Source organism: Anaerococcus sp. Marseille-P3915 (assembly GCF_900258475.1).
Lineage (GTDB): Bacteria > Bacillota > Clostridia > Tissierellales > Peptoniphilaceae > Anaerococcus > Anaerococcus kampingae.
Map to the genome: position 1 here is coordinate 47,888 of NZ_LT984888.1, position 26,768 is coordinate 74,655.

General features: G+C 38.5%; 20 protein-coding genes and 2 rRNA genes. 9 read left to right on the forward strand and 13 right to left on the reverse strand.

The window, feature by feature from the left end; translation table 11 throughout:
- Nucleotides 1-32: 32 nt before the first annotated feature.
- A 23S ribosomal RNA gene (locus C8269_RS07990) occupies nucleotides 33-3,161 on the reverse strand.
- 134 nt (nucleotides 3,162-3,295) lie between these two features.
- Nucleotides 3,296-4,822 (reverse strand): 16S ribosomal RNA (locus C8269_RS07995).
- The 16S and 23S rRNA genes sit together here, the layout of an rRNA operon.
- Nucleotides 4,823-5,447: 625 nt before the next feature.
- Here C8269_RS07995 and C8269_RS08000 point away from each other — a divergent pair.
- Nucleotides 5,448-5,711, forward strand: a complete 264-nt coding sequence (locus C8269_RS08000) for an RNA polymerase sigma factor (RefSeq protein ID WP_234025865.1) — start codon at nucleotides 5,448-5,450, stop codon at nucleotides 5,709-5,711.
- Nucleotides 5,712-5,967: 256 nt separating this feature from the next.
- On the opposite strand, the gene pepF is transcribed toward C8269_RS08000, so the two are convergent.
- From pepF to C8269_RS08020, 4 genes are read right to left on the reverse strand one after another with little or no spacing between them, the layout of a single operon-like run.
- Complete coding sequence (gene pepF, locus C8269_RS08005; protein ID WP_106461200.1) at nucleotides 5,968-7,746, reverse strand: oligoendopeptidase F; 1,779 nt, start codon at nucleotides 7,744-7,746, stop codon at nucleotides 5,968-5,970.
- 11 nt (nucleotides 7,747-7,757) lie between these two features.
- Entirely contained in the window at nucleotides 7,758-8,573 is an 816-nt protein-coding gene (locus C8269_RS08010) for a hypothetical protein (protein ID WP_106461201.1), read from the reverse strand.
- Between the two features lies 1 nt (nucleotide 8,574).
- Nucleotides 8,575-9,258 (reverse strand): rhomboid family intramembrane serine protease, encoded by a 684-nt coding sequence (locus tag C8269_RS08015; protein WP_106461202.1) that lies wholly within the window; start codon nucleotides 9,256-9,258, stop codon nucleotides 8,575-8,577.
- Between the two features lie 28 nt (nucleotides 9,259-9,286).
- Entirely contained in the window at nucleotides 9,287-10,369 is a 1,083-nt protein-coding gene (locus tag C8269_RS08020; protein WP_106461203.1) for a glycerate kinase, read from the reverse strand.
- A 624-nt stretch (nucleotides 10,370-10,993) separates the two neighbouring features.
- On the opposite strand from C8269_RS08020, the gene C8269_RS08025 reads away from it, so the two are divergent.
- From C8269_RS08025 to C8269_RS08060, 8 genes are all read left to right on the forward strand, one after another.
- Complete coding sequence (locus C8269_RS08025; protein WP_106461204.1) at nucleotides 10,994-11,902, forward strand: DMT family transporter; 909 nt, start codon at nucleotides 10,994-10,996, stop codon at nucleotides 11,900-11,902.
- A gap of 124 nt (nucleotides 11,903-12,026) precedes the next feature.
- On the forward strand, nucleotides 12,027-12,596 hold the full coding sequence (gene ahpC, locus C8269_RS08030; RefSeq protein WP_106461205.1) for an alkyl hydroperoxide reductase subunit C: 570 nt from the start codon (nucleotides 12,027-12,029) through the stop codon (nucleotides 12,594-12,596).
- A gap of 2 nt (nucleotides 12,597-12,598) precedes the next feature.
- Complete coding sequence (ahpF, locus tag C8269_RS08035; protein ID WP_106461206.1) at nucleotides 12,599-14,128, forward strand: alkyl hydroperoxide reductase subunit F; 1,530 nt, start codon at nucleotides 12,599-12,601, stop codon at nucleotides 14,126-14,128.
- Between the two features lie 134 nt (nucleotides 14,129-14,262).
- Nucleotides 14,263-14,784 carry a GNAT family N-acetyltransferase gene (locus tag C8269_RS08040; RefSeq protein WP_106461207.1) on the forward strand — a complete coding sequence of 174 codons (522 nt, stop codon included), beginning with the start codon at nucleotides 14,263-14,265 and terminating at the stop codon, nucleotides 14,782-14,784.
- 577 nt (nucleotides 14,785-15,361) lie between these two features.
- Nucleotides 15,362-16,045, forward strand: a complete 684-nt coding sequence (locus tag C8269_RS08045) for a ZinT/AdcA family metal-binding protein (RefSeq protein WP_106461208.1) — start codon at nucleotides 15,362-15,364, stop codon at nucleotides 16,043-16,045.
- Complete coding sequence (locus C8269_RS08050) at nucleotides 16,029-17,393, forward strand: metal ABC transporter substrate-binding protein (RefSeq protein WP_106461209.1); 1,365 nt, start codon at nucleotides 16,029-16,031, stop codon at nucleotides 17,391-17,393. The genes C8269_RS08045 and C8269_RS08050 overlap by 17 nt, the downstream gene beginning before the upstream one ends.
- Complete coding sequence (locus C8269_RS08055; RefSeq protein WP_106461210.1) at nucleotides 17,390-18,061, forward strand: metal ABC transporter ATP-binding protein; 672 nt, start codon at nucleotides 17,390-17,392, stop codon at nucleotides 18,059-18,061. The genes C8269_RS08050 and C8269_RS08055 overlap by 4 nt, the downstream gene beginning before the upstream one ends.
- The gene (locus tag C8269_RS08060) at nucleotides 18,055-18,849 is read left to right on the forward strand and encodes a metal ABC transporter permease (protein WP_106461211.1); all 795 of its coding nucleotides are present in this window, start codon (nucleotides 18,055-18,057) and stop codon (nucleotides 18,847-18,849) included. The genes C8269_RS08055 and C8269_RS08060 overlap by 7 nt, the downstream gene beginning before the upstream one ends.
- 125 nt (nucleotides 18,850-18,974) lie before the next feature.
- Here the strand turns inward: C8269_RS08060 and C8269_RS08065 are convergent, their stop codons facing one another.
- The 7 genes from C8269_RS08065 to C8269_RS08095 all read right to left on the reverse strand — a co-directional run bounded on the left by C8269_RS08065 (nucleotide 18,975) and on the right by C8269_RS08095 (nucleotide 26,700).
- Nucleotides 18,975-19,736 carry an ABC transporter ATP-binding protein gene (locus C8269_RS08065; RefSeq protein WP_106461212.1) on the reverse strand — a complete coding sequence of 254 codons (762 nt, stop codon included), beginning with the start codon at nucleotides 19,734-19,736 and terminating at the stop codon, nucleotides 18,975-18,977.
- A complete protein-coding gene (locus tag C8269_RS08070) occupies nucleotides 19,723-20,598 on the reverse strand; it encodes an ABC transporter permease (protein ID WP_106461213.1) in 876 nt (291 codons plus the stop codon). Before C8269_RS08070 ends, C8269_RS08065 begins: the two co-directional genes overlap by 14 nt.
- A gap of 14 nt (nucleotides 20,599-20,612) precedes the next feature.
- On the reverse strand, nucleotides 20,613-21,605 hold the full coding sequence (locus C8269_RS08075) for an ABC transporter substrate-binding protein (RefSeq protein ID WP_106461214.1): 993 nt from the start codon (nucleotides 21,603-21,605) through the stop codon (nucleotides 20,613-20,615).
- A 445-nt stretch (nucleotides 21,606-22,050) separates the two neighbouring features.
- Nucleotides 22,051-24,126, reverse strand: a complete 2,076-nt coding sequence (locus C8269_RS08080) for a heavy metal translocating P-type ATPase (RefSeq protein ID WP_106461215.1) — start codon at nucleotides 24,124-24,126, stop codon at nucleotides 22,051-22,053.
- Complete coding sequence (locus tag C8269_RS08085; protein ID WP_106461216.1) at nucleotides 24,126-24,458, reverse strand: DUF6110 family protein; 333 nt, start codon at nucleotides 24,456-24,458, stop codon at nucleotides 24,126-24,128. Before C8269_RS08085 ends, C8269_RS08080 begins: the two co-directional genes overlap by 1 nt.
- 173 nt (nucleotides 24,459-24,631) lie before the next feature.
- Nucleotides 24,632-25,642, reverse strand: coding sequence for an ornithine carbamoyltransferase (argF, locus tag C8269_RS08090; protein WP_106461217.1), 1,011 nt, complete (start codon nucleotides 25,640-25,642; stop codon nucleotides 24,632-24,634).
- A 68-nt stretch (nucleotides 25,643-25,710) separates the two neighbouring features.
- Complete coding sequence (locus C8269_RS08095) at nucleotides 25,711-26,700, reverse strand: DUF4236 domain-containing protein (RefSeq protein ID WP_106461218.1); 990 nt, start codon at nucleotides 26,698-26,700, stop codon at nucleotides 25,711-25,713.
- Nucleotides 26,701-26,768 lie beyond the last annotated feature (68 nt).

Genomic DNA, 26,768 nt, shown 5'->3' on the forward strand with positions numbered 1-26,768 from the left:
TGTGGACCCCACCTTAGTGGGAAACAATATTTCCAGTCAAGATATAAAGTATTAGTATCCATTAGCTTAATACATTACTGCACTTACACCTTGGACCTATCAAACGTATTTTCTTTACGTACTCTGAGAAATCTTATCTTGAGGTCTGTTTCGTACTTAGATGCTTTCAGTACTTATCGATTCCATACGTAGCTACCCAGCTATGCTCCTGGCGGAACAACTGGTAGACCATTGGTATGTCCATCCCGGTCCTCTCGTACTAGGGACAGATCCTCTCAAATTTCTTACGCCCACGCTGGATAGGGACCGAACTGTCTCACGACGTTCTGAACCCAGCTCGCGTGCCTCTTTAATGGGCGAACAGCCCAACCCTTGGGACCTACTTCAGCCCCAGGATGAGACGAGCCGACATCGAGGTGCCAAACCTCCCCGTCGATGTGGACTCTTGGGGGAGATAAGCCTGTTATCCCCGGGGTAGCTTTTATCCGTTGAGCGATGGCCCTTCCATGCGGTACCACCGGATCACTAAGTCCGTATTTCTACTCTGCGCAACTTGTAGGTTTTGCAGTTAAGCTCGCTTATGCCTTTGTACTCTTCGAATGGTTTCCGTCCATTCTGAGCGAACCTTTGAACGCCTCCGTTACTTTTTAGGAGGCGACCGCCCCAGTCAAACTGCCCAACTGACAATGTCCGATACCCTGATTCAAGGGTTATCGTTAGAACTTTAATATTAGAAGGTTGGTATCCCAAGGGTGACTCCTCACACACTGGCGTGCATGTATCACAGTCTCCCAACTATCCTGTACATCTAATCTCAAAGTCCAATATCAGCCTACAGTAAAGCTCCACGGGGTCTTTCCGTCCTAGCGTGGGTAAGTCGCATCTTCACGACTACTACAATTTCACCGGATCCTTTGTTGAGACAGTGCCCAAATCGTTACACCTTTCGTGCGGGTCGGAACTTACCCGACAAGGAATTTCGCTACCTTAGGACCGTTATAGTTACGGCCGCCGTTTACTGGGGCTTAAGTTCGAGCCTTCGCTTGCGCTAAGCCTTCGCCTTAACCTTCCAGCACCGGGCAGGTGTCAGCTCCTATACTTCATCTTACGATTTTGCAGAAACTTGTGTTTTTGGTAAACAGTCGCTTGGGCCTGGTTTCTGTGGCCATATCGCTATGGCTCCCCTTCTCCCGAAGTTACGGGGACATTTTGCCGAGTTCCTTAACAAAGGTTCTTCCGCGCGTCTTGGTATTCTCTACCTCCCTACCTGTGTCGGTTTCGGGTACGGGCGCTTTGGTCTGGATAGTGACTTTTCTTGGCAATTTGAAATCGGCTACTTCTCTACTCATGTTTTCGATACCCATCACAGCCTGATTTTAACAATGTGCGGATTTGCCTACACATTAATCTCACTGCTTGGACTGACTTCCATCTGTCAGCTTAGCTTATCCTCTTGCGTCATCACTTCTCTCTTAACGACTTTAAGCGGTACAGGAATCTAAACCTGTTGTCCATCGCCTACGCCTTTCGGCCTTGGCTTAGGTCCCGACTTACCCTGAGGGGACGAGCCTTGCTCAGGAATCCTTAGGGTTTCGACGGGAGAGATTCTCACTCTCCTTCTCGCTACTCATGCCAGCATTCTCACTTGTATTAAGTCCACCTTTGCTTTCGCTTCTGCTTCTTCCCTAATACAACGCTCCTCTACCACTGATAGAGGTATTAAGTATGCTTGTAAGATAGATTTTACTTGACGTTTAATATTTACAGTTACCAGTTAATTTATTGTAGTTTGACTTACGCTTAGGTTTTTAGACCTACCGTTTATTCTTTTTAGGATTTTGGGTGATTTTTGAATCTTTTCTGATTTTTCTTAGTGAGCGTATGTTAGTTTTGATTTTCTACTCTTTTGTTAACTCTGTTATCTTTAATATTTCCATTCAAGTTTAATTATATACCTTACTTGTATACTTAATTCCTCTATCAATCCGAAGCTTCGGTACTGGATTTGAGCCCCGTTCATTTTCGGCGCAACCCCACTTGACCAGTGAGCTATTACGCATTCTTTAAATGCATGGCTGCTTCTAAGCCAACGTCCTGGTTGTCTTAGTAGGATCACATCCTTTTCCACTTAATCCAGATTTTGGGACCTTAGCTGTCGGTCTGGGCTGTTTCCCTTTCGACTTAGAAGCTTATCCCTCTAAGTCTGACTCCTTGACTTGATTTTTTGGCATTCGGAGTTTGATAGGTTTTGGTACGGTAAACCGCCCTAGACCATTCAGTGCTCTACCTCCTTAAATCTTTCGTCAAAGGCTAGCCCTAAAGCTATTTCGAGGAGAACCAGCTATATCCGAGTTCGTTTGGCTTTTCACCCCTAACCACAACTCATCCGATACGTTTTAAACCGTACCCGGTTCGAGCCTCCAGTGAATTTTACTTCACCTTCACTCTGGTCATGGATAGATCACCCGGTTTCGGGTCTATTCTATTCTACTTTTCGCCCTATTCAGACTCGCTTTCGCTTCGACTTCTGATCTTAAATCATTAATCTTGCAGCTTAGAATAACTCGCTGGCCCATTCTACAAAAGGTACGACATCAGACTTTGCCCAGTATGTCGGGCTTAATTGCTCTGTCTGCTTGTAGGCGCTAGGTTTCAGGTTCTATTTCACTCCCCTTTCGGGGTTCTTTTCACCTTTCCCTCACGGTACTTGTTCACTATCGGTCACATGTTAGTATTTAGCCTTAGGGGATGGGCCCCCTATCTTCACAACGGATTCCTCGTGTCCGGTGCTACTTTCCCTCTGTCCATATTTAACTGTCGCGTACAAGACTGTCACTTTCTTTGGTTCATCTTCCCAAATGATTCTGCTAATTAAATATGATCCTTAATGAGTTGGGCTCTTTTCTTTTCGCTCGCCGCTACTAGGAAAATCGAGTTTTCTTTCTTTTCCTCCTGTTACTTAGATGTTTCAGTTCACAGGGTCTTGCTTCATTAAGCTATGTATTCACTTAATGATGACTGTGTCTTCCACAGCCGGGTTTCCCCATTCGGAGACCTAGGGGTCAATGCTTTTTGTGAGCTTACCCTAGTTTTCGTTCACTTACGTCCTTCGTCGCCTTCATGTGCCAAGGCATCCACCTTGCGCCCTTTCTTTCTTGACTGGAAATATTGTTTGCTATTTAGTTTTTTTGGTTCTTTTACCTTAATAAAATATAAGGATAATCAAAGTTAATCTTTGTTCTAATCGAGAAATCTTCTCGAGTGAGGAGAGAGCGTACCCTCTCCTCATCCTTAGAAAGGAGGTGATCCAGCCGCACCTTCCGATACGGCTACCTTGTTACGACTTCACCCCAGTTACTGACCCTACCTTCGACTGCTGCGTCCAAAAGGTTCGCTCACAGGCTTCGGGTATTGCCAACTTCCATGGTGTGACGGGCGGTGTGTACAAGACCCGGGAACGCATTCACCGCGGCATTCTGATCCACGATTACTAGCAACTCCAACTTCATGCACTCGAGTTGCAGAGTGCAATCCGAACTGGGACAGGCTTTTTGAGATTTGCTTGACATCGCTGTCTTGCTGCTCTGTGTACCTGCCATTGTAGCACGTGTGTAGCCCAAGTCATAAAGGGCATGATGATTTGACGTCATCCCCACCTTCCTCCGGTTTGTCACCGGCAGTATCGTTAGAGTCCCCAACTTAATGATGGTAACTAACAATAGGGGTTGCGCTCGTTATGGGACTTAACCCAACATCTCACGACACGAGCTGACGACAACCATGCACCACCTGTATTACAGTCTTCCGAAGAAGTAAGGAACTATCTCTAGCTCCCGCCGTAATATGTCAAGACTTGGTAAGGTTCTTCGCGTTGCGTCGAATTAAACCACATGCTCCGCTGCTTGTGCGGGTCCCCGTCAATTCCTTTGAGTTTCACACTTGCGTGCGTACTCCCCAGGCGGAGTGTTTAATGCGTTAGCTGCGGCACCCAGATTTACTCCAGACACCTAACACTCATCGTTTACGGCGTGGACTACCAGGGTATCTAATCCTGTTTGCTACCCACGCTTTCGTACCTCAGCGTCAGGTTATGGCCAGAAAGTCGCCTTCGCCACCGGTATTCCTCCTAATATCTGCGCATTTCACCGCTACACTAGGAATTCCACTTTCCCTTCCATACCTCAAGATGAGCAGTTTTAAAAGCTTACTATAGTTGAGCTATAGGATTTCACTTCTAACTTGCTTACCCGCCTACGTACCCTTTACGCCCAATGATTCCGGACAACGCTCGGACCTTACGTATTACCGCGGCTGCTGGCACGTAATTAGCCGGTCCTTATTCGTATAGTACTGTCATTTTCTTCCTATACAAAAGATTTTTACAACCCGAAGGCCTTCTAAATCACGCGGCGTCGCTGCATCAGGGTTTCCCCCATTGTGCAAAATTCCCCACTGCTGCCTCCCGTAGGAGTCTGGGCCGTGTCTCAGTCCCAATGTGGCCGTACACTCTCTCAAGCCGGCTACTGATCGTTGCCTTGGTGAGCTATTATCTCACCAACTAGCTAATCAGACGCAAGTCCATCTTAGAGCGATAAATCTTTGACCAGGCTACCATGCGATAACTTGGTATCATTGGGTATTATTCTCCGTTTCCAGAGGCTATCCCCATCTCTAAGGCAGGTTACTCACGCGTTACTCACCCGTCCGCCACTAATCCACTTAAAATCACTCCGAAGAGATCAATTAAGTTTCATCGTTCGACTTGCATGTGTTATGCACGCCGCCAGCGTTAATCCTGAGCCAGGATCAAACTCTCATAAAAAATTTGTATGAAAGTCTTAGATCAAGACTCTTATTCATTTACATCTGACTTAATCAAATGCGTGATTTATTCTTGCATATCAAGAATCATTACTGTAAAGAAATTTAACTAGGTTATAGTTGTTATTCTCCAAAGTAATTATTTTTTTCTATATATAATAGAAGTTTAATAATTAACCTTGATTATCTTATTATTATATTTTATTCTGGTTCGGTGTCGCTAACTTGTTGCGACTCTTATATAATACCACGAAGTTTTTATCTTGTCAAATATTTTTTGAAGTTTTTTCAAAAAATTTAAGTTTTTTCGATAAATGCCTTCAGCAGCATTAGTATTAGTATACGATATATTTCTTTGCTTGTCAAATATTTTTGTAAATATTTTTTTGACTTGTAAGCACTTCCATATCTCGTGCCTATATAATGTACTAGCTTTTTTTATTCATGTCAAATAATTTTTGATATTTTTTTATATTTTCTTATTATTTTTTTATTCCTTCTATATATATGTATTATTTGTCATTTAGAATCGTTAAGTATTTGTAACACTTTCAATATTCATTCGTTATTATAGTAGAAGGCCCTATTAAGGAGGTAGAATATTTGATAGATATAAGGAGAGGAAGATGGATTTTGCCAAGATTTATGAAGATTACAACAAGGATGTATATAGGTTTATCCTGAGCCTTTGCTCTGATAGCGACTTGGCAATTGATATTTGCCACGAGACCTTTGCCAAAGCCCTTGATAAGATTGATAAGTTTGACTGGTCGGTTGACATCAGGGCCTGGCTTTTTACCATTGCAAGAAATTGCCTATATGATTATTATAGGAAAAATAAAATGATAAAATTTTGTGAAAAAGATAATTACTTGTGGATTAAATATTAAAATAAAGGCGATATTTTATTTAGCGCTGGTAATGCTTTCAATAATGATGGAACTTAGGCAGTGAACTTTTCACAAAGTCCTTGGGAAAGATACATTGCGCCTTTGTATAAAAAAGAACCATACGTTTTTGACTTTATGCGATTAGATATGGTTGATAAAGTCTATGACAGTAATGGCAATGTTTTATGGGAGAAGAAGGATAGATGATTTAGGCAAAAAAATACCCTCTTTGCTTGGCAAGGAGGGTATTTTTTTCTTATAATATTGCTTCTCTTAAGTCCTTCATAGCATCTCTTGCTACATCCATTGCAGCTTGCATGGCTTCTTTGTTTGTCATGTCGACTCCTGCTTTTTTGAGGACTTCTAGTGGATATTCGCTTTCGCCTGCTTTTAGGTAGTTTAGGTAGGCTGTCCTATCTTCGTCTGTGCCGTGTAGGATTTTTTGGCTTAGAGCTACTGCGCTCATGAAGCCTGTTGCGTATTGGAATACATAGTAGAACATGTAGAAGTGTGGGATTCTTGCCCATTCTGATGCTATATAGTCATCTACTTCTATGTCTTTGCCGAATAATTCTTCGTTTAGCTCTTTGTAGATTGCGTGTAGTCTTTCTGCTGGGATTGGTTCTCCTGCTTCTACTAATTTGTTTACCTTGTGTTCAAATTCTGCAAACATTGTTTGTCTAAATACTGTTGATTTGAATTGGTTTACAAAGTAGTTTAGGAGATATTTTGTTTCTTCTTCACTTTGGCTATGTTTTAGCATGTAGTCAAGGAGTAGAAGCTCGTTGGTTGTGGATGCTATTTCTGCTAAAAAGATTGAATATGAACCATATTGGTATGGTTGGGTGGATCTTGTGTAGTAGGAGTGCATGGAGTGGCCCAGCTCGTGAACTACTGTAAATACGTCATTTATGGTGTTGGTGTGGTTTAGTAATATAAATGGTTGGGTGTCATAGGATCCTGATGAATAGGCACCAGATCTCTTGCCTTCGTTTGGCATAACATCAAACCATCTTGATTCAAAACCTTCTCTTGCTACCTTTACATATTCTTCACCAAGTGGTGCTATGGCTGCTAGGACTATTTCTTTTGCTTCATCAAATTCGATTTTTCTGTCATAGTCTTCTACTAGTGGCACATAGATATCGTGGAAGCCTAGGTCATCTACGCCTAGGTATTCTTTTCTAAGTGTGGTGTAGTCTCTGTGGATGTCACTATTTTCATGAACTACTTCTAGGAGGTTGTCATAAATTTCTTCTGGAAGGTTGTTTTTGAAAAGTGACATTTCTCTTGCTGATGAGAATTTTCTTAATTTTGCTTCTACGTTATGAGCTGTAAATTCACCGTCTAAGGTTGATCCTAGGGTGTTTGAGTATTGTCTGTATGTTTTGTAATATTTCTCATAAACCTGGCGTCTGAAGTCCCTGTCTGGGTCTTCTTGGAGGGTTACGAAGTTAGCATCAGATAATCTTATCTCTTCGCCATCCTTTTCTACGCTTGGGAAGGATAGGTCGGCGTTATTAAAGATCATATAGGTGTTTTGTGGGTTATTCTTTAGTTTGCCGAAGGCTGCTAAGATTGTTTCCCCATTTTCATCTAGGACATGGTCTTTGTTTCTGAAAATATCGTCAAAATAGTGTTTTAGGTATGAAATTTCACTATCTTCTAGGTATTCATCTATAACTTTTTTATCAGTTGATAATAGCTCTGGTTGTACGAAAGAAAGGGCGCTTGATGCTCCTACCCATGTATTTTGAGCTACTTGGCTCATCTCTTGGTACTTAGTTACCCTGGTATCCTCATCTGATTTTAGGGATGAAAATACATAGGCCTTTTCCATCTTTCTAGAAAATTCTTCGTCTAATTTGAGATAGGCCTTAAAATTTTCCAAGCTTGATGTGATTTTTCCCTTGTAGGATGTAAGCTTTTCTACAAGAGCCTTTATCTCCTCAATATCTTTATAAAAATCTTCATCATTTTCATAAATGGATGAAGTATCCCATTTTAATCTTTCTTCTATTTCGTTTCTTTGCATTAAATATCCTCCTATTTTATATTTAATATTTTACCTTTTTCATCTTCATATTTTACAGTTAATATCTTATTTTTAGGGTCGCTTGGCATATTTCCTACAGAAATCTCATCACCATCTAGGCTCGCCTTTATTTTTTTGTATTTTATATTATAGGCTGTTAGGATTTCTCCCAAATAATCATCTTCTGCCTCTAGCCTATTTTTTATAAGACTTTTAAGGTCATTTGTAGAAGCATCCCTATTTTCCAGCAAATCTCCTAGTCTATAAACCTTGGTTGCAGGGTCTGCTTTTGAGTTTTCGAATTTAAAGGAATCTATCAGCGACATATATTTATTGTATAAAAAATATGCCGAAGATGTAGAATCCTCATTTATCACGACCTGGCTAGCAAGTAGCATAGGGCCGGAGTCAGATTCTATTACATCAAATGACACCTTAGAGAATATTCCGTCAGGACTTATGACCGGTCCATATTCCTTTTCTACCAATTGATCGTTTTTCTCAAAAGATAAAACAGCAGAAAAAGAGTCTGGTGAATATGATGACTCAAGAACGGATATGCCTAGATAATTATCCCCTAGGCCAAAATCCTTCAAAAAACCCATAGCATCTTCTATAGCTACTGCATTTCCCATCTTGCCCCTGCCATAAGTTTCTTCAAAATCAAGGCTGGATGATCCTGAATTTGTAGATGGTAGGTATTTTATCTCTGGAAATTCAATCTCTTCAGATTTTTTAGGAGTGTTTTTGGCTTCAAATTCCGCCTTTGACTCAAAACCACAAGATGTCAAAGTCAAAAGAATGCCCAAAATCAATATTTTCTTCATATTACACTCCTAAAAGCGACTTATTGCCTATCCTTATTAGGATAAAGGCCAAGGCTAGTGTCGCTAGACCTGCTACAACTTGTCTAGGAATAGATAAATCCCTTCCAACAACTGGCAAGGCATTGGCAAGGATAAATCCTCCCACAAAACCGCCCAAGTGGCCAAGAACGCCCACTCCAGGCATAAGGAAGGAATAAATCACGTTAATTACAACTATTGACACAAAGCTTGCCCCAAAACTATGGAGGATGGCATCATCCCTATAGACAAGCATCATGCCGATAGCTATACCCAAAAGCCCATAAAGACTAGTAGATGCCCCAGCAGATACCGTATAGACATCCCCAAAGGCGTAAGAAACAAGGTTGCCAAAAATCCCGCAGACTAGGTAGATTATAAGAAATCCAACAGATCCATATAGCCTTTCAAATATAGGACCGATATTGTAAAGGAAATACATATTAAACATAATATGAAAAAATCCTATGTGGATAAAAGAAGCCGTAAAAAGCCTCCACCAATCCCCTTCTCCTACGAGAATCTTGGAATTTGCACCAAATCTTATCAAATTTTCAATACTTTCACTACCACCACTAAGACTCATCAGAACAAAGACAATCACATTAATAATCATCAAAGCCGATGTAACCTTAGCCTGGCTAAGTCTTTCTAAATTAATATTCATAAGATAATTATACCTCTTATCCTCTCAATTAAAGTAAGGACTCAACCCTTTTGGCAAGAAAGCCTATTTCCTTATACATATCCTGCCTATCAAAAGTATCCCTAAGCTCATAGGAAATAATCTTATCAAAATCTCCCTTATCCTCAACCCTCTTATTAGTAGAGTCTTCAAGGAAGATAATTTCAAGGTCTTTATTGTATCTTTTGGCAAGTTTGGCCACGTTTTGAGATGAATAGGCCCCAAATTGCTCGACATTCTCACCTAAAATAAGGACATCCTTATCCCTTATTAGCTTTTCAAAATCAAGGGTCTTCATCATAAAGTCCATAGACTTAGTAATCTTGGCCTTAAAGAAGAGATAAAGGGCCCAAGCCACTCCACCACCAGAACCAAGACCTGGCATATCGACAGAGCCTGTACCAAGTTCATCTTCGATAATCCTCTTAAAATTCTTAGACCCCTTAAAAAGCCTAGCCGTATCAAGGTCGCTAGCGCCCTTTCTGTAGACCCTATCCTCAAGGAAAGAATTCTTACCAAAAAGAGTCTTAAAGGTAGAGGTCGCTATGACAATCTTAACATCTTTAAGCCTCCTATCAAGGCCAGAAATATCAGCCCTAGCCACTCTTTCCATATTTTCTGCAATAGGGTTAAGGTCATTGTCATCCAAATCGTAAAATCTCGCCCCCAAGGCATAGAGCATACCCATACCCAAATCGTTAGTAGCGGTATCTCCGATGCCTATATAAAAGGACTTGGCCCCATTATCAAGGCCATCAAGAATCATCTCCCCAAAACCAAGAGAAGAAGACTCCATAACCCTAAGGTCTTCCTTATAAAGGAGCCTAATTCCAGAAGACTCAGCCATCTCCATAACAGCCAAATCATCCTTGAGTATGTATCTGGCGGTGATCACATCATTTAGAGGATTATGTACATTGACATATTTATATTTCCCCTTAATCACAGCCTGCATAGCTTCAACAGTCCCATCACCTCCATCCAAAAAGGGCATGACAGTCACATCTTCATTCATATTATTTTTAAAAACATTTCCGATTTCAACGGAATTTTCAAAAGTTTTTATAGAATCAATTCCAATTAATATTTTCATCTTATCTCCCATCCTTATAATATATACCCTAGAAAATTAAATTTTATTAAAGAAAAAGGACTTATTCAAAAATAAGTGCAAAAAGCTTTACAAATAAGCTATTTGCTGCTATACTAAATAAGAAGGTTAAGAAACTTTCGCTGTTTAACTCATGAAATCTACATATGATTTCAACCATCAGGGCCATTAGTATTTAGCTAATGGCTCTATTTAATGGTAGCAAAAATATTGTAAGCAATATTTTTGCGGTCTTCACAATATTTTCGAGTGCAAAGCACGAAGAAAAGATTGATGAAGAACCTTATGCAGCGAATAAAAATTGATGCGACGAATAGGAGCATTGATTTTTATGAGTCGCATTGTCAGGCATACAGCTTATTTCATATCTTTTAATTATTAGCTATTATATTCATGATAATCCAAATAATCACCTGTAAACGATGTATCAACGAAACCCTATATAAAGAACAATGGTCCTCATGAGCCGGACTGGCTTATTCTCTGTCATGTCGAAGGAGCTTTGCGACTAAGATATTTCATACCCCTTTAAAATTAGTTAATTTTTGCTATATTCTCTTTATTTGGTAAAGTTAAATAGTAAGTTATTAATTTCAGGAGGAGAATTTGTTAAAAAATAAAAAAACAGCTATTATATTTTCTATCTTTGCCATGTTCCTTTGGGGATCGGCTATCCCTACTATAAAGACTACCTATATAGAGCTTGCTGTAGCTAGTACTGATACAGGTCTTAAGATTCTTATAGCGGGAATTAGGTTTTTTATGGCAGGGATTATTACCCTTATATATTTTAAGATTTTTAATAAAGATGAAGTAGACAAGAGTCAGATTAACTGGAAATTCATTATAATTTTGGGTCTTATCCAGACCTTTATCCAGTATATGTGCTACTATATAGGCCTATCAAATACTGCGGGTGTTAAGTCATCTATTATCCAGTCAGCAAATTCCTTTATAGTGGTTATCATCTCATTTTTCCTACTTCCAGGTGATAAGATTGACAAGAGAATTATCATTGCCCTTATCATGGGTACTGCCGGTATTATTGTCACAAATATGGGCAAGGAAGCAGGTGATAGTCCCTTAAGACTAACTGGTGAGGGTTTGATACTTGTATCTACCACCATCAATGCCCTATGTACAGTCCTTGTTAGAAAATATGGCCAGGGCCAAAATGCCTATATTATGACAGGGGTTCAATTTTTGATTGGGTCTACCATCCTTATAATCACAGGATCTATACTTAAGGAAGGAAGTCTGGTCTTTACAGCCAAGGCTGCCATCTTACTTTTATATGCTGCCTTTATTTCAGCTACCGCCTTTAGCATTTGGACAATAGTCCTTATGAACCACTCAGCAGGAGAATTTGGAATTTACAAGCTCTTTGTCCCACTTTTTGGATCTGTCCTATCAGTTATAATCCTAGGAGAGACTTTTACTACAAATCTTGCTATCGGTATGATTTTAGTTTTGTCAGGGTCTTTAATTTTAAATACCAAGAAGAAAAGAGCATAATTTTAGCTTTCGCCTTAGGCGAAGGCTTTTTTATTTTTATTTTTATAAAAACTCTTTCCCTTGACTTTTTAAATTAGAATGATTATAATTATTATTATAGAATATAAATAAAAAGGAGAAAATTATGGCTTTAATCGGAAAAACATTACCACAATTTGAACTTGACGCATACAATCCAGCTAAGGAAGAATTTATAAAGGTTACAGATGAGGACCTAAAGGGTTCTTGGACTGTTCTTATCTTCTATCCAGCTGACTTTACTTTTGTATGCCCTACAGAGCTAGAAGATATGCAAGAATCATACGCAGAGCTTAAGGAACTAGGTGCTGAGGTTTACTCAATTTCAGTTGATACCCACTTTGTTCACAAGGCTTGGCATGATAATAGTGATGCTATTAGCAAGATTGAATACACAATGATTGGCGATTCAAACAAGGAATTAACAAGAGCTTTAGACCTACTTGATGAATCAGGCAAGGCTCACAGAGCTACCCTTGTTCTTGACCCAGAAAATGTTATCCAAACTGTTGAAATCAACGCTGATGGAATAGGTAGAAAGGCTAATGTAAATATTAACAAGGTTAAGGCTGGAAAATATATAGCAGCTCACCCAGGCGAAGCTTGCCCAGCTAAATGGGAATCAGAAGAAAGTGCAACCCTTACACCAGGACTTGACCTAGTAGGTAAAATCTAATAATGTTAGATAATAATCTAAAGACCCAGTTAGCCCAATACCTTGACCTCCTCAAAGGGGAGGTCACTATTGGGCTTTCTGTTGATAATAGCGAAAATTCCAAAAAAGTTAAGGAATTTATAGACGATGTAGCAAGCCTTTCATCAAAGATAAAGGTTGAGGAAAAAGACCTCACCTACAATCCATCCTTTGATCTTAAGGGTGAATTTGACCACGGTAATATAGTCTTTGCAGGCCTTCCACTAGGCCACGAATTTGCTTCCTTTGCCCTTGCCCTTTTACAAGTTGGAGGAATAGAGCCAAAGGTTGATGAAAGTATAAAGGCTAGGATTAAGGCCCTAGACGGATGCGATTTTGAAACAATTGTATCTCTTTCTTGCCACAATTGTCCAGATGTTGTCCAAGGCCTAAATATCATGGCCATCCTAAATCCTTCTATAAATCACACCATGATTGAAGGATCTATGTTCCAAGAAATAGCAGAAGGTCGTGATGTCCTTGCAGTTCCTGCCATCTTTAAGGATGGGGACTTCTTTGAGGGCGGCAAACAATCAATCGAGACAATCCTTGATAAACTCGGCTCAAAGATAGACGCTGACCACTTTGCTGATAAGGGACTTTTTGATGTCCTAATAGTAGGTGGAGGTCCAGCAGCAGCAACAGCGGCTATCTATGCAGCTAGAAAGGGAATCAAGACAGGAATCATTGCCAGCGAATTTGGTGGCCAAGTCAATGAAACTCTTTCTATAGAAAATATCCCAGGCTTTAAATATACAGAAGGCCCTGAATTTATGAATCAAATGAAAGAGCAAGTCAAGGCTTTAGATGTTGAGATAATGACAGGTGCCCTTGCAGAAAATATTGAAAAGAAAGATGGAAATATAGAAACCAGCCTAGATAATGGGGCTAAGCTTGAATCAAAAACTGCAATAATTGCCACAGGAGCTAGGTGGAGACTAATCGGCATTCCTGGAGAGACTGAATTTAGAAACAAGGGTGTAGCCTATTGTACCCACTGCGACGGCCCACTTTTTAAGGGCAAGAATGTAGCGGTAATTGGCGGAGGTAACTCAGGAATTGAGGCTGCAATCGACCTAGCAGGCATGGTTAACCATGTAACAGTCCTAGAATTCTTGCCAGAATTAAAGGCTGATGAGGTCCTACAAAAGAAGGTCAAATCCCTTTCAAATGTAGAAATCATAACCAATGCCCAAACCACAGGCCTCTACGGTTCTAACAGGCTAGAAAGCCTAGAATATACTGACAGGATTTCTGGAAAAGACCACAAGCTTGATATAGCTGGCTGCTTTATCCAAGTAGGGCTTGTACCAAATACAGAATGGCTAGAAAAAACTGAAGTAAGCCTAAGCCAAAGAGGAGAAATCATCACATCTGCAGATGGGTCTACAAATGTAGAAGGCATCTATGCAGCAGGAGATGTTACAGAAGAACTCTTCAAACAAATAGTAATAGCAGCAGGATCTGGCGCAACAGCAGCCCTTGGTGCTTTCAACTACCTAATGAGAAAATAAATTTAGAGATAGAAAAAGACAGAGTCATTGCGATTTCTGTCTTTTTTGATGAATATTTTTGAAAAATTTACCTTAGCTTGAAAATTATAAAAGTCAAAATAAAATCAATTAAAAACTAAAAGCGAGGAGACTTTGTGGAAAAGATACAAACAAAAAGATTGACCCTAAGAAAGCTTAATAAAGATGATGCTAAGGCCATCTACGAGGGATGGGCAAGTGATGAAGAGGTCACCAAATTTCTCACCTGGCACCCTCACGAAAACATCGAAACGACTCAGGAAATCTTAGATTCTTGGCTAGAAGCTTACAAGGATGAGGCTTGCTATAGGTATGGCATAGAGCTTACTAAGGAAAAAAAGCTCATCGGCATGATAGATGTGGTGGAATTTGATGAAGGCATACCAGAAATCGGCTACGCCTTATCAAGATCATATTGGAATCATGGCTACATGACAGAAGCCTTAAAGGCCTTTATTTACCAGCTTATCTTAAGGGGCTATAGAAAAATATATATAGAAGCAGACGAAAATAACCTAGCAAGCTTAGCGCTAATAAAAAAGAATGGATTTAGCTTTTTGGGCAAGGAAAGAAAGATAAAATCCACCTTCAAAAACGAACTTGTAACAGTTAATACCTATCAACTTGATATAAAATAAAACAAGCCTACTACTTTGTTTTGCAAAGTAGCGGGCTTTTATTTGTCTGTAAATTTTTTAAAAAAATAATTTCTGCTAGTAACTAGAAGAATCGAATATATTAATTTAAAGAAAAATCTATCAGTACTTCCAATAAGAGTGGATAATATAGCAAACATCGATAAATAATAAACTTTTCTAAATATAAAATCTAGCTTTATCTTTTTCATAATTTAACTTACTCCTAAATAAATTATTATCCTAGCTTGCCTATAAATTTATTCAGTGATATTCTAATAATTATTTAGTATTTAATTATCAATAAGAAGATTTTCATACTTATTATATAAACTATTACTATATTTAAATATATTTTCTAAACTTAAGAAAGTTTAAGATCTGACATGATTTTTATTCTAACTTAGGCTATATAGCTTATTTACAAGATTCTAAAGGTCTTTTTGCATTAATATTCTTTGTTAAAATATTAATTTTAACTGATAATGCAAATCACTCTTGACTTTTTGGATGATAAGTGTTATTATTATCAATATCAGTTAGTCGATTAACAATTAATAAAAATTTATGAGGTGAAACTATGAAAAACAAAAATAAATATACTATTGCAGCCCTACTTTCATTAGGACTTGTTCTTTCTGCTTGCCAAAAAGATGCAGCTGATACAAAAACCAAAGAAGATACTAAGGCTGAAACAAAGGTTGAAGAAACAGCTAAAGAAGAAAAACCAGCTGAAGAAGCTAAAGAAGCTGAAAAGCCTGCTGAAGAAGTAAGCATGGCTGATTGGGAAGGCCAATGGAACGGCATGGGCGGATATCTAGAAAAACCTGAAATCCAAGAAGCTTACAAGACTTTAGCAGAAAAAGAAAATACTGATGAAGCATCAGCTAAGGAAGCTTATCTTAAGAAGAGAAAATGTGACTTTGGCGGTCTTGAAATTTCTGGCGACCATGTTAAATTCCTAAAAGAATTCCCTGAAGCTAAGGGCGAGGTAATAGGTGAAGCAGATTACAAATACAAAGAAAAAGTAGAAGTAGAGCACGGTGGACACAAACTTGAATGGGATATATTTGAAGCTACAAGCGAAGATGCTCCTTACAAGGTTCTTATGATGATGCCTATCCACGGTGAAGAAACTCTAACCCACTTCCATATGAGATATGGTGATGATAAGGATAGCCTACTTAAGGAAGAAGGCTGGTACCCAACATTTGTAAAACCTACTTCAACAGACCAACAAATTATAGATGAAATTACTGAATAGGATACTATCCCTCGATCTTAGTAGAATTAAGAAGAATTTTTCAATAGTATTTTCGCTCCTTGTCTTAATACTTGTCAGCGGATGTTCTAAGGATGTTAAAAAAACAGGTGATTCCCCTTTAGTTTACACTTCCTTTTATCCGGTAAATGACCTTACGAAGATGATTGGTGGAGATACTATCAATGTTAAAAGCTTTATGCCTTTGGATAAGGATCCCCATATTTGGGAACCTAGTCCAAAGGATATGAAAAAACTAGCCTCATGTGATTTATTAGTTGTAAATGGGGCAAATATGGAGCCTTGGCTTGATACTGTTAGGGAAAATCTTCCAAATCTTGATATCCTTAAGCTTTCTGATTCTGTAGACCTTATTACCTATAAGGGTGCTGCAGCAATCGGTGATTTTCAATACTTATCCAGAATTGAAATAGAGGCTGGCAAAAATAAAATCGACTTCGGCCATACTCATGAAGATATGATGAGGGTTGCTTTTATTAAAGATGAAGGCCTTAATCAAAAAGACTTAGTCAAGAAGGCTAAGGAAATTATGAGCCAAAAAGGTGAACTAGTGGCTCAAAAATCTACCAATAAGGTAGAAGAAGGCAAGGTTTACGGAGTAGAGATGGGCCATGAATCTGGTGAAGTATTTTTCGACTTCCCGGAAAGCGGCAAGTGGATTTTCATTTCAGATAGGATTAGTGAAGATTTGCTGCCTTATAATCTAATGGATAGCAAGGGTAATATCCTAAAAGATGAAGGCAAGGAAGAATCCCTTATGGAAGGATCCTCATCAGGTTTTGATAAGATTACCTATGATCCCCATTCTTGGCTATCTATTGTAAATGCCAAGAGATACCTAAATGCAATCCAGGAAAAGCTAGTAGAAAAATATCCAGAAAATGAAAGACTTTACAGAAAAAACAAATTAAAATACGTAGATCAGTTGACAGATATAGATGCAGAATATAAAGAGAAGTTCTCTAAGCTTGATAAGGCAAGGAAAAATTTCCTAACCCTCCACTATGCTTACGCCTATATAGCTAGAGACTTTGACTTAACCCAGTACCCTCTCCAAGGTCTAACTAGTATTGAAAGCCCAAGTCTTAAGACAATAAAAAAGGCAATTGATTTTTCTGATTATCACCACATCTCAACAGTCTTTTATGAATATGGACAAAATCCTAAACAGGCAAAAGCCCTTGCAGAAGAAATTGGCGGTAAGGTTTCTCCCCTTGCCTCTATGGAATATTTAAGCAAGGAACAAAAGGAAAAGGATCAAAATTACATTGATTTGATGCGTATGAACCTAGAAAATCTCTACAATTCTATGGTCGAGGAGGAAAAATGAAAGCGATAGAAATAAAAAATCTTACCTTTGCCTATAATAAAATTCCCGTCATAAGATCTTGTGATTTTAGTCTAGAAATGGGAGATTTAGCACTTATACTTGGTGGCAATGGTAGCGGTAAGTCAACTTTAATAAAATTGATGTTGGGAGAATTAAAGAAAGATACTGGGAGTATTAAAATTTTGGGGAAAAATATCGAAGATTATAAGTCATACAAAGATATAGGTTATGTTCCACAAATAAATATAGTCAACAAAATATCCTTTCCTATAACTTGTTTAGAACTTGTATCTTTAAACCTCTATGAGGATTTTGGCTTTATTAAAATCCCTAAAAAATCCCATTACCAAAAGGCTAGAGATATCCTTATTAAGATGGGTATGGAAGATTATATAAACACACCAGTTAATGAATTGTCTGGCGGCCTTGCTCAAAGAGCTATGATCGCCAAGGCAATGATTAATAATCCCCAAATCCTAATTCTAGACGAACCTACAGCCGGGGTTGATAAGGAAAGTAAGACGAATTTCTTTGAAACTATAGACATCCTTTCAGAAAAATTCTCAATTACTATAGTTATGGTTACTCATGAATTAAAGGAAATGGAAAGTCTTAAGTTAAATATGAAAAAATATGAAATGTCAGAAGGGAGGCTAGTAGAATGTTAGAATTTGCCTTTATGAGAAAAGCTTTATTTTTGGGCTTCCTCCTTTCAATTATGATTCCTATTATAGGAATTGTCATGGTCAATAGGAAGACTTCTATGATAGGCGATGCCCTATCACATACCGCCCTTGCTGGAGTTGGTATGGGTTTAATTCTTGGTTTTGATCCACTCCTAGGATCTGCTATTATTTGTGTGTTGGCAGCCTTCCTAATTGAATTAATTAGAAAGAAATTCCCCCAATATGGAGATATGGCAACAGCTGTAATAATGTCAACAGGCCTTGGTATAGCAGCAATTCTTTCAGATTTTGCACCAGGCGGAAATTCCTTTGAATCCTATCTTTTTGGTTCGATTTCATCGGTTACAAGCGCTGATATTATAAATACTTCTCTAGTATTTATCTTGGTAATTATCCTTTCTGTTAGCAGATATTCAGCCCTTTTGGCTATAGCTATAGATCCAAATACTGCAAGGCTTTCTGGAGTAAAAGTTCAAGCCCTTGATGCTGTCTTTACCCTACTTGCAGCTATAACAATAGCCCTTTCTGTTAAGATAATCGGAGCTTTGATGGTTACAAGCCTGATAGTGCTCCCTGTGGCTACAGCCCTTATAGTTGCTAAGTCCTACAAGCAGACATTTTTCATAACTACTATACTTGGTGTAATTTACATGATGGTGGGAATAATCATGTCTTACCATTTTGATATCAAGCCAGGTGGCGCTATAGTAGTAAATGCAATTTTGGGAATGGCGATATTTGCTCTATATAAGAAAATTTCAAAAAAATAGGTAAATAACTTGAACCCTCCTTTTATTTCAAGACTTAACTTATTTTTATAAGATAAATTATTTACCCCTTTATATAAAAACTGGCTAGGCTCTAATCAAAATGATTAAGGGCTTAGCCAGTTTTTCTAATTATTTTCTCCAAGAATTTCCTTATATGATCTTATAAGTTCATCTTCCGTTATATCTTTGGCCCTCACATCTAGGGCAATTTGTCCCTTATTTAGCATAATTATCCTATCGGAATATCTTACTACATCTCTTAGATTGTGGGATATTAAGAGGGTGGTGATTTTTTCTGTGTCGATTAGGCTCCTGGTCTTATCCATGACATTTCTACTTGTCTTTGGGTCAAGGGCTGCTGTGTGCTCATCCAAAAGGAGGAGTTTAGGCCTGATATTTGTAGCCATAAGGAGGGCTAGGGATTGCCTTTGGCCGCCTGATAAAAGACCAGTCTTGGTGTGAAGCTTATCTTCAAGGCCTAAGTTTAGAGATTTTAGTCTTGCTATGATTTCTTTTTCATCAGCGTTTTTATTTAGGGATTTGAGGGTAAATTTGCCTGATTTTTTGAGGGATAGGGCCATATTTTCGTAAATATCTAAGTTTGTCGCCACCCCATCTTTGGGATCTTGGCTTACCTTGCCAATGTAGGCCGCTCTTTTTTCCTCGCTAAGGCCTGTCACATCTTCCCCATCTATTAAAATTGACCCCCTATCTACAGGAAGGGCCCCAGAGATTATTCTCATGAGGGTGGACTTGCCACAGCCATTTGGGCCTATAATTGTTGTGGCTATCCCTTCTTCTACCTTGAGGGAGAAGTCTTTGAATATAGTATTTTCTTCTTCTGTACCTGGGTTAAAGGTCTTTGAAATATTTTTAATTTCCAACATTTTTTACCAACTTTCTATGCTTAGCCCCTGCTAGGTAGTTATTGTAGGCTATGAAGGCTATGACAATTAGGGCTGTGATTAGCTTTAGGTCGTTTGGGTTTAGGCCTAGGTAGATTGCAATTCCTGATATTATCCTATAAATTATGGCACCTATGATTGCCTTGGTGGTGTCTCTAAGTTTTGATGAATTCTTACCAAGAGTATCGCCGATTATAATTGAAGCGATTCCTGTTACAATCATGGCTGTGCCCATGCCTATGTCTGCAAAACCTTGGTAGTTTGCCATAAGTCCTCCAGAAAGTCCTATGAGGGCGTTGGATAAGATTAGGCCGAGGGCGATATAGGTATCTGGGTCCTTACCTAGGGATTTTACTAGCTTTCTATTATTGCCTGTGACCTTTAAGAGATAGCCCTGCTCGCTTCTTAGGAAGTAGTCTAGGCTAAGTTTTATTATGATTACAAGGCCTAGAAGGACTGTCCATTTAGGAAGATTTCCAAAAATAGATGGATATTGGGCAATTGGAATGTTGCTTGCCCCGCCTATCCTCAAATTTAGGGAATAGAGGATGGTTAGGGTAAGGATACCTGTTAGGAGGGGTTGGACTTTGACTTTTTTGTATAAGATATAGGTCAAAAATCCTGCCAAGCCCCCGCCTATGCTTGATAAGACTAAGCCGAGATAGGGATTTAAGCCTTTTGCAATTATTACCGCTGTGAGGAAGGCTCCCATTGGGTAGGATCCTTCAAGGGATAGGTCGTAATATTCTAATATTTTGTATGATAGCATGTAGCCCATGGCCAAGATTCCAAAGATTAATCCAATCTCTATTGATGTGGCCAAGGACCCTAATAGTCCTGTCATTTTTTCTCTCTTTCTTATTTTTCAATATATTCTGCATCCTTTAGGACTTCTTTATTTAAGTCTAGTCCTAGGATCTCTGCTGTCTTTTTATTTACCAAAGTTTTTAGGCTTTCGGCATCTTGATAAGGGATATCTTTTATAGCTTTTCCATCCTTTAAGATAGCAACAGCCATTTCACCGACTTTCTTGCCACAGTCCTCATAATTAACTCCTTCTGAAATTAGGGCTCCATTTTCTACTGACCCCTCATCGCAGGCAATGGATGGGATTTTGTCCTTGTTTAAATTTTCAGATAGGACTGGCATAGCATTTACAACGACATTGTCTGTAACCGTAAACATGGCATCGATCTTAGATTTTAGAGATGAGATGGCTTGTGGGATATCATTTATAGTTGAAACTCCTTGTTTTTCAAGCTTTAGTCCTCTTTCATCTAGGGCCTTCTCTAGGGCTTCTATTTGAACTACAGAGTTTTGCTCGTTGGTGTTATAGATTGTACCAAAGGTCTTTGTATCTGGATATAATTTTAAGAAATCATCTATGAGCTTGCCTGGCTCTACATAATCGCTGACACCTGTAATACTTGCCCCAAACTTGGTATTTTCATCTACAAGACCAGCTCCTACCGGGTCTGTAACAGCTGAAAATAGGATTGGTAGGTCAGTTATGGCATTGGCAACTCCCTGGGCTGCTGGTGTGCCTATGGTGTAGATTAAGTCTGCCTTTTTGTTTTTTAAATCTGACGCAAATTGAGGAATGAGGGCCAAATCACCATTTGCCCTGTGGTCTACAAGTTCATAAGCAAGACCTGCCTCATCTAGCTTTTCTATAAAGCCTTCTCTTGCAGCATCTAGGGATGGATGGTCAGCTATTTGGACAATGCCGATTGTAAGCTTTTCTCCGCTTTTTGCATCTGTTTTTCCTTCTTCATTTGACTTTGCTCCACAAGAAGCAAGTAAGATTGCTCCAAGGGCTAGGCTTGTGATTTTTTTAAGTAGGTTTTTCATTTTCTTCTCCTAAAATTTATTTGATAGATTAAGGTTTTGCCAATAAAAAAACCCGTCCATATAGGACGAGTGTAAATTCGTGGTACCACCTAAGTTTATAATCTAAAAGATTACCTTAACAGAAGTCTATCAACTTCTTGCTTCTGATAACGGTAGCTTCCGTAATAGCTTACTTATTTCGGCTATTCTGCATACAGAGGGAATAAGTAGATAATCCTTATAAGACTTTCACCAAGCGTCTCTTCTCTAAAATAATTCATATAAACTGTCTTTCTGTAATCACATTTATTTGTTAGTTAGATAATACAACAGGATATAATTTTTGTCAAATTTTTATTTGTAATTTTTGATAATTATTAGTAAAAAGTCTTGAAAAGAGCTATTTTATAGTGATTGTATGAATATAAATAGCTTTCATAAAAAAACTTGCCCTGATGGGCAAGCTTTAAATTCTATAATCTTTCATATTTTGACCACCTATCATGACTGTGGATAGGTTGTGGATTAGGGATGATGTTGTGTTTGTGAGATATCCTAGGACTCCTAGGGCTATTAGGCTTGAGTTTATGCCTACGATTTTTTTGTAATCATCTTTTATCCTTTGGTCCATGGCTTTGGCTAGTTTTATAGCATCTATTAGGCCGTAGAGGCTATCTGTGCCTATGGATATGTCTGAGATTTCCTTGGCTATATCTGCTCCTTGGTGCATGGCTATGCCTACATCTGCTGCAGATAGGGCTACTGAGTCATTTATTCCATCGCCTATCATAATTACTGTCCTGCCTTCAGCCTTTTTCTTTTTGACATAGGCTTGCTTATCTTCTGGCAAGACTTGTGATTGGTAGTGGTCTAAGCCTAGCTTTTCTGCTACTGATCTTGCTGCGTTTTCTGCATCGCCTGTTAGCATAGCTATCTCATTAAAGCCTAGTTTTCTGAGCTCTTTTATTACATCTTTTGCATCTTCTCTTATTGGATCTTCTATGCATAAAACTGCAATTAACCTGCCTGAGAAGGCTAAATAAAGAAGTGAATAGTGTTCCTTAAGGTCATCTATCATAGCTCTAGTTTGGTCAGATATTTCTATTCCCTCATCTTCTAGAACAAAGTGCTCTGACCCTATTAGGGCTGGCTTGTCGACTATATATGACCTTATACCGTGGGCTACTATATATTCTGGTTTTGAGTGCATCTCTTCGTGGTGAAGATCCTTATCCTTGGCTGCCTTTACTACAGCGTTGGCTATGGAGTGTGGGAAGTGCTCTTCAAGACAAGCAGCAATCCTTAGACACTCATCTTCGTTTATGTCTGTTAGGGCAATGACCTTTGCAAGCTTTGGCTCAGACTTGGTTAGGGTTCCTGTCTTATCAAAGACTATGGTATCAGCCTTTGAAAGATTTTCTAAAAACCTACCGCCCTTTACAATTACATCCATGTCAGATGATTGGCTAATTGCCTTCATGACAGCTATTGGAATAGTTAGTTTTAGGGCACAAGAAAAGTCTACCATTAAAAATGACTTGGCCTTGGTGAAATTCCTAGTAAGTAGGTAGGTTAAACCTGCTCCTATGAAGGAGTATTTAACTAGGGAATCTGCCATATTTTCGGCCTTTTTTTGTGATAAGGACTTGTTTCTCTCACTTTCTGAAATCAGATTTATGATGTGGCTTAGTCTTGAATCGTCATATTTTTTGGAAACTTTTATAAGGATATTACCTTCTTCAAGGGCTGTACCTGCAAAGACTACCGATCCCTTGTTTTTCTTAACCGCTTCACTTTCTCCTGTAAATGATGCTTCATTTACCATGGCAAGACCTTCTACAACCTCCCCATCAACTGGTATGGTTGATCCCATCTCAACCTCTACTAAATCTCCAATTTCTACATCTTTTAGAGCTTTTAATATCTTTTGGCCATTCTCTTGAACAAATACCTTGTCTATATTAAGGGCCAAGGAATGAGCTAGGTCATCTTGAGATTTCTTTAGGGTGTATTCTTCTAGCCTTTCGCCAAGGTCTAGCAAGAACATGATGTTGGCAGCATCTCCATATTCTCCAGTTGCAAGAGATACAGAAATGGCTGTAGCATCCAAGAGGTCTACATTTAGTTTCCTCTTCCATAGAGCCTTGATTCCATCTCTAATAAATGGGTAGGCCCTAACAAAAATTAAGTAAGAACCTAATGGAGCTGGGATGAAATACTTAAAAAAGACCCTCTTATAAAGGGCATCTCTTACTATCCTAAAGACATCTTCCTCTTCTTGAGGGTAGAAGTCAGGATCATCAATTTCTAGCTCTTTTACATCATTTATATCAAGATTTAAAACAAATTTTGCAAGCCTAGCTAGGCTTCCCTTTTCAAAATATACTGTGAATGAATTAGCTAGAGGATTAATCTTGCAAAGATTAACCCCCTTTACACCCTCAATTAGATATTTTAAGTTATTGGCTAGATCAAAGCTTAGGTCTTCTTCATAGACAAACCTAGCCCTAGTATCTAGCCTATGGGCTAAACTTGCCCTCATTACTTATCTTCTTCCTCTTTAAGTTCTGCCTTAATTTCTTCTTTTATTTGTTCTTTAAGGTCATCTTGTGCAACCTTTTCTATATCTAGGTCAGCTTCTTTTTGAGCTTTTTCTAAATCTTCTTTTAGGTTTGCTTCCTTAGCTTCTGAAACTATGTCATCAGCAGAAACCCTAACTTGTTCGATTGTCTTATCTAGTGATTCCTTTACTCTTAATCCGCCAGCAACAGCTCCTACAGCTGCTTTTTTTGCTAATTGTGAAGTAAGAACCTTTCCTCCAAGAGCTCCAACTAAAACTCCTGCACCTATTCTTAATACTTTTTTATTAATCATAACTCCTCCTATATTGTATAAATATTATACTTATATTATATTCTATCTATTATCACAAGTCAATAAAAAACCGTTGTTTTTCCCTTGTTTTAAATGATTATCAAATTCATTTAATTAATTCAATCTTTTTCAACTCGATTCATATGAATAATATTTCATAAGATGCCCGTAGACTATTCATATCTTAAAGTTGAATATAAAATAGCCTTAACAGCCCCAATCCTGTTTTCAGTTTGGTCAAAAACCATAGACTTTTCAGACCTAAAGACCTCATCAGCTACCTCCATCCCATCTAGGTCCATATCGCTAGGTAGCTTTTCTATTACCTTTTGAGCAAGGGTCGATTTCTTATCGTGGAAGGCTGGCAAACAGTGCATGAAAATCGAATCTTCCTTAGTCATATCCATAATCTCTTGGGTAACCCTAAATGGATAAAGCTTTTTAATCCTTTCTACAGGCACATCATCCTTTTCATTTAGGCCAATCCACATGTCAGTATAGATTATATCGGCATCTTTAACAGCTTCCTTGACATTGTCAGTATAGATTACATCTGAGTGGTGGTTTTTAGAAAACATATTTGAAAGGCTTACTACATCCTTATCGGCAGCATATTCAAGTGGCCCACAGCCCACAAAATTTATACCAAGCTTAGCACAAGTTATGGCAAGGGATGATGGCATATTATCTCCTGTATAGCCCAAATATACAAGTTTAAGGCCTTCAAGTCTGCCAAATTTTTCCCTGATTGTAAGCATATCAGCTATCATCTGACTTGGGTGGAACTTGTCTGTGAGAGCATTGTAGATAGGTATATCTGTCAAATCTATCATGTATTCCAAAAGCTTTTGGTCAGGCCCCCTATAAACTATCCCGTCATAGTACCTATCATAGACTGAGATGGCATCTTCTAATGATTCATTAGTCCCTAGGGTATTGTATCTTAGGTCTACTAAGGACACACCCAGGCCTAAGTCAAAACCTGCCACCTCAAAGGAAGTCCTAGTCCTATTAGAGCTTTGCTCAAAAAGCAGGATAATATTTTGTCCCTCCAAGTATTTGTGTGGCTTTCTCTTAGCCTTTAGATCCTTAAACCTCGCTGCCTCATCTATTAAATATAGGATTTCTTTTTCGCTAAAATCCTTTAAGGCTATTACATTTCTATTTCTTAAGTCGACTTGCATCTTCTCTCCTTTTGTAAGTCTAAAATACCCTCTTAAATTTAAAATAAAGAGGGCCTTGTAACTAATTATTATTTACCATCAATAACCGTATCTGAAAATACGATTAGAAGTTCTAAATCATCGGCTTTTATCTCCAAAATCCCATAGTCTACCAAATACATCTCTGGATTATCCTTGTATCTCTTATCAGGGGTCCCATCCTTATTTACATGGAGAAAGGATTTTGAAATTATGGTCGCATCAGGGATTTTCTCTTCTTCTAGGAAAGTCTCAGCTCTTAGATCAATTTTTAAATTCTCATAGGAAAGAGCCCTGTAATCCCCATCTTGATATAAAAGCAGACAGTCTGGCAAGAAGCTCATAGTAAAATTCTTAGCTGCTAGGCTTTTAACCTTGACATTTGTATCAAGCGGGCCTTCTATGTCATTTTTTATGGCCAAAGACTCTCTAGATCTGATTATATTATCGTCATTGTCCCTTTCCATTTCCCTTACAAGCCAAACAGCGTCAGATTCTAAAATTCCCTCCAAAAGCTTATTTGTTAGGTCATATTCATCTTTTGCATCATTTTCAAAATCATAGTCGATTTTTATTGAATCTGTCCCCTTCTTGTAAAAATACATGATAGCCCCGATTATAGCTACAATTACCAAATATGGTTGGATAAAAGTCAATATGATTCCAGCTATAAAGACCAAAAGTCCCGGCATTCTCAAAGGATAAATCCTGCATGTCTTACTTAGGACATCTTCTAGGCAATCTGATTTTATATTTTTAAAGTCTAGGCCATAAGACTTGCTTGAAAAATCTTCCCTAGGATTTCCTGTATTTGGACTAGGCTTCTTTTCTCCATTAAAGACAGAATCTAAAGGATTTGAAAATTCCTTTTGGTAGGAAAGGCCTGTGCCTGGTATATAAGCTGATCCTCTAATCTTGCCGCCTGCGGTGCGAGTTATCCTAAAGCCCTTGCCGCCCCAAGAAAATCCCGGACCAGTCTTAGACATATTTATTCTAAAACCCTTGCCAAGGTTTATGCTTTTTCTAAATCTAAATCCCATAATCCCTCCTTCTTACTAGTATTATATCACAAAAGCAAATTTCTTCCTTATCGATGATGTGTTTTAAT